General features: G+C 59.4%; 12 protein-coding genes. 6 read left to right on the forward strand and 6 right to left on the reverse strand.

Annotated elements, in window-relative coordinates; all coding sequences use genetic code 11:
- Positions 1-52: 52 nt before the first annotated feature.
- On the reverse strand, positions 53-955 hold the full coding sequence (locus tag ACIK7D_RS10630) for a choline ABC transporter substrate-binding protein (RefSeq protein ID WP_400156389.1): 903 nt from the start codon (positions 953-955) through the stop codon (positions 53-55).
- A gap of 108 nt (positions 956-1,063) precedes the next feature.
- Positions 1,064-1,321 (reverse strand): hypothetical protein, encoded by a 258-nt coding sequence (locus tag ACIK7D_RS10635; RefSeq protein ID WP_400156257.1) that lies wholly within the window; start codon positions 1,319-1,321, stop codon positions 1,064-1,066.
- 20 nt (positions 1,322-1,341) lie between these two features.
- Between ACIK7D_RS10635 and ACIK7D_RS10640 the strand changes: the two genes are divergently transcribed.
- The 3 genes from ACIK7D_RS10640 to ACIK7D_RS10650 all read left to right on the forward strand — a co-directional run bounded on the left by ACIK7D_RS10640 (position 1,342) and on the right by ACIK7D_RS10650 (position 3,879).
- Entirely contained in the window at positions 1,342-1,923 is a 582-nt protein-coding gene (locus tag ACIK7D_RS10640) for a thymidine kinase (protein ID WP_400156258.1), read from the forward strand.
- Positions 1,924-2,036: 113 nt separating this feature from the next.
- Complete coding sequence (locus ACIK7D_RS10645) at positions 2,037-2,489, forward strand: pseudoazurin (RefSeq protein WP_080816172.1); 453 nt, start codon at positions 2,037-2,039, stop codon at positions 2,487-2,489.
- Between the two features lie 238 nt (positions 2,490-2,727).
- Complete coding sequence (locus ACIK7D_RS10650; protein WP_080816169.1) at positions 2,728-3,879, forward strand: DUF2333 family protein; 1,152 nt, start codon at positions 2,728-2,730, stop codon at positions 3,877-3,879.
- A gap of 30 nt (positions 3,880-3,909) precedes the next feature.
- Here ACIK7D_RS10650 and ACIK7D_RS10655 read toward each other — a convergent pair whose 3' ends face one another.
- Together ACIK7D_RS10655 and ACIK7D_RS10660 are read right to left on the reverse strand one after the other, a co-directional pair.
- Complete coding sequence (locus ACIK7D_RS10655; protein ID WP_080816165.1) at positions 3,910-4,626, reverse strand: helix-turn-helix transcriptional regulator; 717 nt, start codon at positions 4,624-4,626, stop codon at positions 3,910-3,912.
- 100 nt (positions 4,627-4,726) lie between these two features.
- Positions 4,727-5,248: a TIGR00645 family protein gene (locus ACIK7D_RS10660; protein WP_003524933.1), complete on the reverse strand. Its 522-nt coding sequence runs from the start codon at positions 5,246-5,248 to the stop codon at positions 4,727-4,729.
- A 358-nt stretch (positions 5,249-5,606) separates the two neighbouring features.
- On the opposite strand from ACIK7D_RS10660, the gene ACIK7D_RS10665 reads away from it, so the two are divergent.
- The gene (locus ACIK7D_RS10665; RefSeq protein ID WP_400156259.1) at positions 5,607-7,847 is read left to right on the forward strand and encodes a TonB-dependent hemoglobin/transferrin/lactoferrin family receptor; all 2,241 of its coding nucleotides are present in this window, start codon (positions 5,607-5,609) and stop codon (positions 7,845-7,847) included.
- Positions 7,848-7,902: 55 nt separating this feature from the next.
- On the opposite strand, the gene ACIK7D_RS10670 is transcribed toward ACIK7D_RS10665, so the two are convergent.
- Positions 7,903-8,826 (reverse strand): extensin family protein, encoded by a 924-nt coding sequence (locus ACIK7D_RS10670; RefSeq protein ID WP_400156260.1) that lies wholly within the window; start codon positions 8,824-8,826, stop codon positions 7,903-7,905.
- A 282-nt stretch (positions 8,827-9,108) separates the two neighbouring features.
- Between ACIK7D_RS10670 and ACIK7D_RS10675 the strand changes: the two genes are divergently transcribed.
- Positions 9,109-11,298, forward strand: coding sequence for an anthranilate synthase (locus ACIK7D_RS10675; RefSeq protein ID WP_065655671.1), 2,190 nt, complete (start codon positions 9,109-9,111; stop codon positions 11,296-11,298).
- Positions 11,295-11,807 carry a GNAT family N-acetyltransferase gene (locus ACIK7D_RS10680; protein ID WP_174025325.1) on the forward strand — a complete coding sequence of 171 codons (513 nt, stop codon included), beginning with the start codon at positions 11,295-11,297 and terminating at the stop codon, positions 11,805-11,807. Before ACIK7D_RS10675 ends, ACIK7D_RS10680 begins: the two co-directional genes overlap by 4 nt.
- Here the strand turns inward: ACIK7D_RS10680 and ACIK7D_RS10685 are convergent.
- Positions 11,804-12,748: an HD-GYP domain-containing protein gene (locus tag ACIK7D_RS10685; RefSeq protein ID WP_400156261.1), complete on the reverse strand. Its 945-nt coding sequence runs from the start codon at positions 12,746-12,748 to the stop codon at positions 11,804-11,806. The two genes, ACIK7D_RS10680 and ACIK7D_RS10685, sit on opposite strands and share 4 nt — an antisense overlap.
- Between the last annotated feature and the right edge of the window lie 214 nt (positions 12,749-12,962).

A 12,962-nucleotide genomic window follows, 5' to 3' on the forward strand; every position in this document is an offset into this window, starting at 1 on the left:
GCTGATCCGGCCTGCCACGCAGGCCGGATGCAGTCATGCATCGTCTTGCGGCTTAGAGGCCGAGAGCCTTCTTGGCGGCAGGCAGGGCGTCAGCGCTGCCATCCTTGGTCTTGACGTTGGCGAGCCAGGGCTCGATCGCCGCCGGATTGGCCTTCAGCCAGGCGGTTGCAGCCGCCTCGCCCTCAAGGCCGTCATTCAGGATCTTGCCCATGATCTCGTTTTCCATGGGCAGGGAAAATTGCAGGTTCTTGAGGAAGGCGCCGACATTCGGGCACTCCTCGACGTAACCCTTGCGGACATTGGTATGGATCGTCGCGCCGCCGAGATTGGGGCCGAAGACCTCGTCGCCGCCGGTCAGATAGGTCAGCTTGAAATTCGCATTCATGGGATGCGGTTCCCAGCCGAGGAAGACGATGGGCTCGCCGGATTTTTCAGCGCGCGCCACCTGGGAGAGCATGCCCTGTTCGGACGACTCGACCACCTCGAATGACTTCAGACCGAAACTGTCCTTGGCCACCATGTCGAGAATCAGGCGGTTGCCGTCATTGCCCGGCTCGATGCCATAGATCTTGCCGCCGAGATCGGCGCTGTGTGCGGCGATGTCCTTGAAATCCTTGATGCCGAGTTCGGCGCCCTTGGCGTTGGTCGCCAGCGTGTATTTCGCCCCGGTCAGGTTTTCCCGCAGCGTTTCCACGGATTTGTCTTCGCGGTAGGGCGCGATATCGCCTTCCATGGTCGGCATCCAGTTGCCGAGGAAGACGTCGATGTCCTTGTTTTTCAGGGATGTGTAGGTAACGGGTACGGAGAGAAGCTTGACGTCGGTTTCATAGCCAAGGCTTTTCAGAAGCACGGTGGCGGTCGCCGTCGTGGCGGTGATGTCGGTCCAGCCCACATCGGAAAAGCGCACTGTGCCACAGCTTGCCGGTTCCGCAGCGCCGGCCGCACTGAACGTCATGGAGGAGATTGCTGCGGCCAGGGCCAGACAGCGGCTTCTATTTGCAAACATATGGCTTGCTCCCTGTTTTTTCGTTCCCTTGCCATTATCAATATCTGCCGGACACAATCAACTCGCGTGCATTTGCGTGCTTTGGCGCACCGTTTGCGACAAAATGGTGAAAATGTCGGTATTCAGCGGTGCAATGTCGAAAAAGGGCAGACCGTAGAAATCTGTGTTTTTCCAACGGCCATACTTTTCAATCCGCGTCTTCGCCGTCAAAAGACGCTGGATGCAGCATCGGCTGGAAAACCGCGACAGGTTTGTGAGGCACGGTGTGCCGATTGAAGAGGTTGGAGCATTCAAACGCACGTCGGAATGATGCAACGGTGCTCCGGGAGTGGATAATGGCAAAACTCTATTTCAATTATTCGACGATGAATGCCGGCAAATCGACCATGCTGCTGCAGGCATCCTACAATTATCAGGAGCGCGGCATGCGCACACTGATCTTCACGGCCGCCTTTGACGACCGGGCCGGCGTCGGGCGTGTTGCCTCGCGCATCGGCCTGTCCTCCGACGCCCTGACCTTCGATGACAATACCGACCTGTCCGCCGAGGTATCGGCCCTCCACGCTGAAGCGCCCGTCGCCTGCGTTTTCGTCGATGAAGCCAACTTTCTCTCCAAACACCATGTCTGGCAGCTTGCCGACATTGTCGACAGGCTGAACATCCCGGTCATGACCTATGGCCTGCGCACGGATTTTCAGGGAAAGCTCTTCCCCGCCTCGAAAGAACTGCTCGCCATTGCCGATGAGCTTCGCGAAATCCGCACCATCTGCCATTGCGGCCGCAAGGCGACGATGGTGGCCCGCTTCGACAATAAAGGAAAGGTCGTGACGGAAGGCGCGCAGATCGATGTTGGCGGCAACGAGAAATATGTTTCCTTCTGCCGCCGCCACTGGGTGGAGACGTTCAAGGGCGAGTGAACGTCTGCGTCCGGTTGCCGCATTTGATTTTCCGCAAAGATGGCTCCCCCGCTCCTGGGCTAAGACGACGGCGACACATTCGCGTGGATGTGCTTTCTCTCAGGAGCAAAACTATGCAGAACAAAACTGCCAAATTCGCCGGCCTCGCCATTCTCGCAGGTCTTTTCGCCTTTCCCGCCCTTGCCGCCGAAATCGAAGTGAAGATGCTCAACAAGGGCAGCGACGGTCAGGCGATGGTCTTCGAGCCCGCAACCGTCAAGGCCGCCGTCGGCGACGTCATCACCTTCGTCCCGGTCGACAAAGGCCATGATGCGGCAGCCGTGAAGGACATGATCCCCGAGGGTGTCGCAGACTTCAAGGGCAAGATGAACGAGACGGTGAAGTTGACGGTCGAGAAGGAAGGCGCCTACGTCGTCAAATGCACACCGCATCTCGGCATGGGCATGATCGCGCTCGTTGTGGTCGGCGATGCCGCGCCGGCCAATCTCGACGCAGTCAAGAACGGCAAACTGCCGAAAAAGGCGCGCGACCGGCTGAATGACGAGATCGCCAAGCTCGGCCTTTGAGGACATATCCCTTCGGTTCCGCGGCGGCTGTTGCTCCACAATCGGTGTGGAAAGCCATAATGGCCGGCGCGGACCGCAGGTTGAGAAAAGTTTCGCAATCATGTTGTATCCCGGTTGACCGGGACATATCTGGAAGACAGTAAATGACCGCGGTTTATAAGAAGCGCCGAAGGGCGCGGGCGGGCCGCGTGTTTTTCTTCCGGCGTCCAGCCCCACGGGCAGAGGAGACTATGACGACATGATCGACCGGATCACCGCTTTGATTCAGGCAGCCTTCAGCGCCATCGGCAGGGCCGCCGGTCTTCTCGTCGCCTGGCTTTTGTGGCCCTTCATGGCCGCCCATGGCTGGTACAGCGGCCGCAACTGGCTCATCAAGGGTCCGATCGCCCTCATCGTCATTTTTCTTGCCGGCTTTTACGGATATTTCATCTGGCAAACCCAGGTCTGGACGAATTTCGACCCGGATTACGTCGCCCGCTACAAGCTTGAAGAGCGCACCGTGCCTGCCGGGCAGGAATTGCCCGCCGCCGCCCCGGCGGGTGGCGCAACGGGTGCCGCCGCGAACACGTCCGCACCGGTCTGCCAGCGTTCGGCCATCGTTGATGCGGCCGCCGATCTCACCGATTTCAACGTCAACCAGAACGCATGGATTTCCTCCATGCTGCTCTATCGTCTCGGCCTTTTCGGCATGGACTGGGACAGCACGCCATTTCTGGACAACAAGGCGTCTTTCCAGCGTGGCGTAAACCAGGCCGTGCGCCGCACCTCGGTGGAACTGGTGGATACGCTCGGCCGCGTGCGCGGAACCTCCGGCATCAACAACAATCTCCAGGAAGCGCGCGGGAACATGCAGTTCAGCGAATATTCCTGGTATTTCGGTCTCGATCCCTTCGGCCCGAAGACCCCGACCCCCAGCTATTACCGCGCCGCCATCCGCAGCTTCCAGGCCTTCAACGGCGAGCTCGCCGCCTGCAAGGCCGTCTTCGATACCCGCGCCGACAACCTCATCCAGTTCATCGACCGTATCGCCGGCGATATCGGCTCCACGTCTGCAATTCTGCGCGAGCGTTCGGAAAACTATAATGGCGGCTGGTTCGATACGCGCGCCGACGACCGCTTCTGGTTCGCCTATGGCCAGCTCTACGGCTATTACGGCGTGCTTTCCGCCGCCGGATCGGACTTCGCGCAGGTCATCCGCGAGCGTAACCTGACCAACCTGTGGAACGACACGCTGTTGCAGACCCGCGCAGCCCTGCGCATTCAGCCGGCGATCATTTCCAATGGTGAGGAAAGCGGCTGGATCATGCCCTCGCACCTCGCCACCATGGGATTTTACGTTTTGCGGGTTCGCTCGAATCTTGTCGAGCTTCGCTCGGTTCTCGACCGGTAAGGCGAGGCCTGCCGGGAACGACAGGGTCGATCAGTCTATCAGGCCAAGGCGTATCGTCTTGGCCACCAGCTGGGTGCGGTTGACGCAGTCGAGCTTGCGGATGGCGTTGTTCATATAGGCATTGACGGTGTGTTCCGAGATGGACAGAAGCTCGGCGATCTCCACGGAGGTCTTTCCCTGCGCCGTCCAGCGCACAACGTCTAGTTCCCGCTTCGTCAGCGGCGACGGACCTTTTGAGTTGGTGCGGCAAAGCCGGTCATAAACCTCCAGCGCATGCAGCACGATCATGCTCAGTTCGTTGAGCGCGGCTTGCGGCAGAATATCGCGATCGCCCGCGAAATTCATCAGATGCCGGTTGCCGTACATGCCGTGCACCGGCACCATCAGACCGGACGTAATGCCCATGCTGCTCAGCGAGTCCGCCGCATCCACCAGCGGTCCGCAGGCAATATCCGGATCCTGCAGCGACCAATATTGCGGCATCATCGATGACGCGCCACGCTTGATGACGGGACAGTCCCCAAGTGCGCCGTCCCTGGTCATCGCATTCACGACCCAGACGGGCAGGCTGCTTTCGACAACCGTTGGCAAGGCATAGGCATTCTGGCCGCCGGGTAACCGCAAAAGGGTCACATAGGCATAACCGAAGGCGCGCATCACTTCCCGCAGCGCCTCCAGCCATTGGGATTTGTCGGCCGCAGCCGACAGATCGTCGCAAAGTCTGGCCTGACGTTCCGTCTTCACCATTCACACACCCTCGACACGCCGGGATGCAGCGACCGGAGCGAGAAACATGCGGCGTGGCCAGAACGGGGTTGCGACCTTCATATCGGCTGGACCATCCTGATCAAAGCACCGGCTTTTCGGATTTGTCCTTCGGCTTGGCCATCAGTTTTTCCAGAAAACCGAGCATGACCGCCGAGACGACAAAAGCCAGATGGATGATGGTGAACCACATCAGCTTGCTGTCCGAATATTGACTGGCGTTGAGGAAGATTTGCAGCAGGTGGATCGACGAGATCGCCACGATCGACGATGCGACCTTGATTTTCAGGCTGCCGGAATCGAGCTTGCCCAGAAAGGAAACCTCGGCATCGGCATCGTCGAAGCGGCTGACGAAGTTCTCGTAACCGGAAATCATCACCATGACGATCAGGCTGGCGACCAGCGCCGCATCGATCAGACCCAGCATGGCGAGGATCATGTCCGCTTCGTCGTAGGTGAAAACGTTCTTCGCAACTTTCAGAAACTTGAGCGCGAAGGAAAACGCATAAACCGCCAGTGCCGCGACGAGCCCGAGATAAAAAACGACGAGCAGCCAGCGGCTGGAGAGGATGATCCGCTCAACGAGCAGTTCAAGAGACTTCATTTCCGTATCCGATTAATAATCTGTTTATTGTTGGGGCATGGTTTGTTTCGCCATGTAAACTGGCTGCGAATATCCTAGCAAGCGGCAATGTCGGGACTTTGACCGTACCGTGGCGTTTTCACACCCCATTCACCCGTGAGGTTCGAGAGCGGACAAGCGTCATATTTTTGCAACATACTGTTATGCTTTAAAACATGATGCAAAAAGTCATATATAATATGTTGACAGTTATCATCATGTTTTTTAGTCCTCGCTTATCGGCTCGCCCGTAACAATCAAAACAGTTTCAGCCGCGGCGGCAAGCGCGGCGTGCTTTCGCACGCCGTGGCCCATTCGCGCGCCTACCTGGGGGTACTTAATGTCCATTTCGCGCACGCATTCCGCGCTGCTTCTGTGCACTGCCATCTCTCTTCTGCCGCTTGCCGGCCCCGCGCGGGCACAGGATGCCGCGTCGCAGGCGGACGGCGCCACCACGCTTGAAAGGATCGTCGTCAAGGGCAAGCGCGTCAAAAGCGCCAATGCCGTCGCCGACACGCCGCTGGCGAGCCAGATCACGGCGGAAGATATCCGCAAGAAGGACATCGGCAGCATCAAGGACCTCGGCAACAGCACGGAGCCGGGCGTCGATTACGTCGATGCCAAGCCCGGCCGGCCCGGCGGCCTGTTCATTCGCGGCCTCGGCGGCGCACGCGTCGTCACCTTGATCGACAATATTCCCGTTCCCTTCTTCGAAAACTTTGCCCGGCAGGGTCAGGCCACCACCACATTGAGCAATACGAATTCGAGCTTCGATTTTTCCTCGCTCTCGACGGTCGATGTGGTGCGTGGCGCAGATTCCAGCCGTATCGGCTCCGGTGCTCTCGGCGGCGCGCTGGTGCTGCGCACGCTCGAGCCGGAAGACCTGATCGGCGAAGGCAGGGACTGGGGCGGCGTGGCCAAGACCACCTATGACAGCGAAGACAGAAGCGTGGGCGGATCGCTCGCCGTCGCCAAGAAGATCGAGAATACCTCGGTCCTGTTCCAGGGCTCCTACAAGCGCGGCAACGAGACGGACAACAAGGGTACGGCCGATGTCTACGGAACGCGCCGCACCAAGCCCAATCCCGCCGACACCTATGAAAGCAACCTGATGTTCAAGATCCGTCAGGACCTTGAAGGCGGTCACCGCATCGGGCTGACGGCCGAGCGTTATTCGCTGAGAAACCGCAGCGACATGAAGACCCTGCAGGGCGTCAGCGTTTCGGGCTCGACCTACCGGATCGGCGACTACCGGGGCTACGAGGATACCGAGCGCGATCGCGTATCGCTCGATTACGAATACGAAGCGCCCTCGACCGACGGCTTCATCGACGCCGCCAATCTCTCGCTCTACTGGACGCGTCTTTCCAAGGAATCCGGCGCCGGTGACCGCCTGACCAACAATTCGCTCTATATTCGCGAAGACAGCATGCGCAACAGCGCATTCGGCATCGTCGGCGGCCTTGAATCCGGCTTCGAGCTTGGCGGCGTGCAGCACACGGTCCGTTTCGGCGGCAATGCCATGACGACCGATTTCAGCCAGGAGCTCTACGCCAACACGGCCGGCGTGACGTCTTCTTCTCAGTCCGACATGCCTGATGTGAGCGGCAAGAGCCTCGGCCTCTATCTCGATGACGAGATCGCCTTCGGCAACGGCTTCCGCCTGACCCCCGGCCTGCGCTTCGATTCCTATGACTACGACCCGGACGGCTCGGTTTCCAGCAATGGCGGCTACAGAACTTTCGGCCTGCCGACCGGCAACAGCGGCTCGCGCTTCTCGCCGAAGCTTCTCGCGACCTATGACGTCACACCGGAACTGCAGCTCTTCGCCCAATGGTCGATGGCTTATCGCGCCCCGACGATCAACGAACTGTACCTGAATTTCTCCAACATCAGCTCCGGTTACGCGGTGGTCGGCAATTCCGCCCTCAACCTCGAGACCAGCAACGGTTTCGAAATCGGCGCGAACTACGCCTCCGGCGACCTCACGGGAAGCCTGACGCTGTTCCACAACAAGTACAAGAACTTCATCGAGCAGTACACGACCTCGACGACGCTCTTCCCCGGCTTCGGCGGCAGGGGCAACGGATCGCTCTTCACCTATCGCAACCGTAACAACGTCGAAATCTCCGGTGTCGAAGCCAAAGTCCGCAAGGACCTCGCAAACGGCTTCTTCGCCCATGCTTCGCTCGCTTACGCCTATGGCAAGGACACCGACACCAACGAATTCATTCGCACGGTCGCGCCCTTCAAGTCCGTTGTCGGCATCGGCTACGAGCAGGACGTCTGGGGCACGGAATTTACCGGTGTCTTCTCCTCCGGCATGCGTGACGACAGGGTGGCCAACACCTTCGACGCCCCCGGCTACGGCGTCTTCAACCTGACCGGCTGGTGGGAACCGGAACAGACCAAGGGCCTGCGCATCCAGGCCGGCATCTACAATCTGTTCGACAGGAAATACTGGAATGCCGTCGGCGTTCGCGACGTGAACCCGAATTCCGTCAGCACCGTCAACCAGCCGGTGGACTTCTATACGGAAGCCGGACGCACCTTCAAAATTTCTCTGACCCAGAAATTCTAAAACCGGGCAGAAACATCATCTCCAGTCGGGCGGCCTTCGGGTCGCCCCTTTTTTGTCAGCGGCAATAGAGATAGCGGCCTTTTCGCTCCAGCACGTCGAGATGCAGGTGATCCTGATGGGTGGCGTCGCTGCCGGGGGAAAGAACCGTGCGGAAGAACAGGCAGGCGGCGGCGGTAATCGTGCGCTGGAAAGCGCCTTCCGGCGTTCCGTCCTCGCCCCGCGGCTTCATCACCAGCGGTTCGGCCTTATCGAAGGCGATCGTGGAAATATCCACGGCGTTACCCTTGGCATGTTCGGAAATCTTGCCGTTTTCCGCGCTGTTGCGGTTGCGGCAGATATAGGTCGAGGCATTGGCGATGGCCGTCACCTTTTTCTCCGGCATAGCCAGAGCCGCCGCCGGCACCATCATCTCCTTTGTCCAGCGGGAAAGCGCAAGCGCGGTTTCGCAGCGCATGGTGCCCGATGGTTCCAGCTTGATGCCGGGTAGAACCATGGAAAGCTCGACAGGCGCTTCGATGCCGCATCCCTGCTCCGCATCGCGGATCGGCTCAAGCTGCTTGAACTCCGCGCCGATATCCTTCAACGCGCCAAGGCACGCCTGAAGCGCGGCAGGATCTTCCGGTTTCACTGGCTCGGGCGGCTTCTCCTCCGATTTTGCGGCGTCACCATCCGGTTTCCGTTGTTCGCCCTCCTCTTTGCCCTCCCTCGCCTTGCCTTCGACGCCTGTCTTGCTGTCATCGGCCCCCTTGTCTGCCGGCGTCTTACCATCATCCGGTTTCCGCTCTTCCAGAACCTGCGGTTTCGGGGCCGGTTTGGGCGCTTCCGTGGGGTTTTGCGGCGGCTCGTCGGATGGCTTTTCCGAGGGGGTGGCGGATTGCCCAGCGCCCGGTTTCGGTTGCGGCACCGGCACCTGCGCCGGCGGTTCAGAGGCGGAAATCAATGCGAGGCTTGTTACCAGAAGACACAGGCGATGAAGCATTTTTCGGGGCACTCCTGACCGTTTCGGCAGGAGTGCAACGCCGCGACGGCCCGTAAGGTTCATTCCCTCACCGAAATCCGCTTGCCAAGGCGGATCGTGCGCGCTAACAATTTTCCCATGAACATCGTGTCTAAGAACATTGCTAACTGGTGGTGGGGCAGCTTTTCGCGGCCTTGACCAGTCATGTCTTCAGACAAAGTCCAAGCCGCCCGAATTTTCAGGCGGCTTTTTTGTTATTATGCCGCCTGTCATCGGGCCTGAACAACGGGAAGTATGAGAGAAATGGTAACGATCATTCAGGATGACGGAGCGGAAACCTACGAGACGAAAGGCGGCATCAAGGTCAGCCGAAAGCGTCGGCCCGCCGATTACGCCAGCGCCATCGATAATTATATCGAAAAGCTCGATTCCCATCGCGGCGCGGTTTTTTCGTCCAACTACGAATATCCGGGCCGTTACACCCGCTGGGATACGGCCATCGTCGATCCGCCGCTCGGCATTTCCTGTTTCGGCCGCAAAATGTGGATCGAGGCCTATAATGGTCGCGGCGAAGTGCTGCTTTCCTTCATCACCGAGAAGCTGAAGGCGACGCCCGATCTCACGCTTGGCGCTTCCACCACGCGCCGTCTCGATCTGACCGTCAACGAGCCGGACCGCGTCTTTACCGAAGAAGAACGCTCGAAAATCCCGACCGTCTTCACGGCGTTGCGCGCCATCGTCGACCTCTTTTATTCGAATGCGGATTCGGCCATCGGCCTGTTCGGCGCCTTCGGTTACGATCTCGCCTTCCAGTTCGACGCCATCAAGCTGTCGCTGGCGCGCCCGGAAGACCAGCGCGACATGGTGCTGTTCCTGCCCGACGAAATCCTCGTCGTTGACCACTATTCCGCCAAGGCCTGGATCGACCGCTACGATTTCGAAAAGGGCGGCGTGACGACGGACGGCAAGTCCTCCGACATTACGCCCGATCCCTTCAAGACCACTGATACGATCCCGCCCAAGGGCGATCACCGCCCCGGCGAATATTCCGAACTGGTGGTGAAAGCCAAGGAAAGCTTCCGCCGCGGCGACCTGTTCGAGGTCGTTCCCGGCCAGAAATTCATGGAGCGTTGCGAGAGCAATCCGTCGGCGATTTCCCGCCGCCTGAAGGCGATCAATCCCTCGCCCTATTCCTTCTTCATCAATCTCGGCCATCAGGAATATCTCGTCGGCGCTTCGCCGGAAATGTTCGTGCGCGTCTCCGGCCGCCGCATCGAGACCTGCCCGATTTCCGGCACCATCAAGCGTGGTGACGACCCGATTGCCGATAGCGAGCAGATTCTGAAACTGCTCAATTCGAAGAAGGACGAATCCGAACTGACCATGTGTTCGGATGTGGACCGCAACGACAAGAGCCGCGTCTGCGAGCCGGGCTCGGTCAAGGTCATCGGCCGCCGCCAGATCGAGATGTATTCGCGCCTCATCCACACGGTGGACCACATCGAAGGCCGCCTGCGCGATGACATGGACGCCTTTGACGGCTTCCTCAGCCACGCCTGGGCCGTCACCGTCACCGGTGCGCCGAAACTCTGGGCCATGCGCTTCATCGAGGGCCATGAAAAGAGCCCGCGCGCCTGGTATGGCGGCGCAATCGGCATGGTCGGTTTCAACGGCGACATGAATACGGGCCTCACGTTGCGCACCATCCGCATCAAGGACGGCATTGCCGAGGTGCGTGCGGGTGCGACGCTGCTTAACGATTCCAATCCGCAGGAAGAAGAAGCCGAAACCGAGCTGAAGGCATCCGCCATGATCGCCGCCATTCGCGATGCGAAAGCCACCAACGCCGCTTCCACCAAGCGCGACGCCGCCAAGGTTGGCACCGGTGTGAAAATCCTGCTCGTCGACCACGAAGACAGCTTCGTGCACACGCTGGCGAATTATTTCCGCCAGACGGGCGCGACCGTCTCCACCGTCAGAACGCCGGTTGCGGCAGAGGTGTTCGATCGCTTCCAGCCCGATCTCGTCGTGCTGTCTCCCGGACCGGGCAGCCCGACGGATTTCGACTGCAAGGCGACGATCAAGGCCGCCCGCGCCCGCGAATTGCCGATCTTCGGCGTCTGCCTCGGCCTTCAGGCGCTGGCGGAAGCCTATGGCGGCGAACTTCGCCAGCTTGCGGTGCCGATGCATGGCAAGCCCTCACGCATCCGCGTGCTGGAGCCCGGTCTCGTCTTCTCCGGTCTCGGCAAGGAAGTGACCGTCGGCCGTTACCACTCGATCTTCGCCGACCCCTCCACCCTTCCGCGTGATTTCATCATCACGGCGGAAAGCGAGGACGGCACGATCATGGGCATCGAACATGCCAAGGAACCGGTGGCCGCCGTTCAGTTCCACCCGGAATCAATCATGACGCTCGGCCAGGACGCCGGCATGCGCATGATCGAAAACGTCGTGGTGCATCTGACCCGCAAGGCGAAGACGAAGGCGGCATGATGGCTGCTGCCGACGCCATCAGCATCGAACCCATCCGGGCGGAGCACGTTGAAAGTTTTCACCGTGCTCTCGATGCGGTGTCGCGTGAGCGGAAATATCTGAGCTTCCTGGAGGCGCCGCCGCTCGATTCGGTCCGCGCCTTCGTTCTCGACATGATCGAGAACGACCATCCGCAATTCGTGGCGATTGCGGATGGCAAGGTGGTCGGCTGGTGCGATATTCGCCGCGAGAGCAGGCCCACCCATGCCCATCGCGGCACGCTCGGCATGGGCATCCTGCCGGCCTATCGCGACAAGGGGCTGGGTGGACAGCTGATGCGGCAGACGCTCGATGCCGCCCGTCAATGCGGGCTGCACCGTGTGGAACTGAGCGTGCATGCGGACAATGCCCGGGCAATCGCGCTTTATGAAAAGATCGGCTTTGTGCATGAAGGCCGGGGCCGTGATGCCGTTCTGATCGACGGGCGTTACATCGACAGCCTGAACATGGCGATCATCTTCGGCAACTAACCCCTCGGCAGCGAGGCGGAAATGCACAGCGCGAATTTCTTCAGCAGCTGCATGTCGAAATGCCCTTCCCGCCGCAGCATCCAGGTCAGCGCGTCATTCGCCGTCCACGGCTTCTTGTAGGGCCTGACCGAGGTGACGGCGTCATAGACGTCGCAAATCGCCGCGATACGCGCATAGAAGCTGATCTGGCTGCCCGCACGGCCGCTCGGATAACCGCCGCCATCCATCCGCTCATGATGATTGAAGCAGACATCGAGCACCATCTCCGGCATCTGCACATTGCGCGACAATATATCCCGGCCGAATGCGGGATGGAGATTGATGATTTCCCGCTCGCTGGCGCTCAACCCTTCCGCCTTGTTGAGGATCGATGAGGGGATTTCCACCTTGCCGATATCATGCAGCAACCCGCTGATGCCGAGCAGATTGACCGTTCCCCTGTCGAGCCCGAGATAATTGCCGAAGAGGATCATCAGCCCGCTGACGGAGACCGAGTGCACGAAGGTCGTTTCATCTTTCGATTTCAGGCGGGTGACGCCGATGAAAATCGCCGGGTTCGACTGTACGGCATCGGAAATCTTGCCCGCCGCCGCAGCCATGCCCTTCAGCGAAACACCACCGCCGGCTTCTGCGGAAGCAAAGGTCTCGGCAATCGCATCGGCGGCCGAGCGTACGGCGTGGGTAACCGCAGCGACGGTTTCCGGGCAATTGCCCGGTTGCGACGAAACCGCCACGGAACGCGCGCTGCCTTCGGTATCGTATCCCCTGGCCGTGTTGATGACGATGCTTTCGGCGCCGCTTGATTTCAATTGACGCATTAATTCCTCGTGCCGCAAAAGAAAGCGGTGCCGCTTTAAAAATCCCTGGTTCGAAAGCGTTCCTTCGACCGCTTCGATAAACATGCCAATCGTCAGTTGCTGGGTGGAAATTCGTTTGAGCATCAGATGCTTTTATTTTCCTTCCCGGGAATGATAACCTGAAACCGTAATTCGTAAAAATGTCGGCGCGCAACCGGCTAAACTATAAAGGTGAAGTCAAGTCTTCCCAACCCTGCCTAAACTTGCACCTCGGAAGATTAGATAACACAAATATGAAAATTTTTTACTCTGGATATATTTAAAACTCAAAGAATCAATCCGAATAGACCAAGAAACA

Origin of the sequence: Agrobacterium sp. P15N1-A (assembly GCF_044626815.1) — a bacterium.
GTDB classification, from domain to species: domain Bacteria; phylum Pseudomonadota; class Alphaproteobacteria; order Rhizobiales; family Rhizobiaceae; genus Agrobacterium; species Agrobacterium leguminum.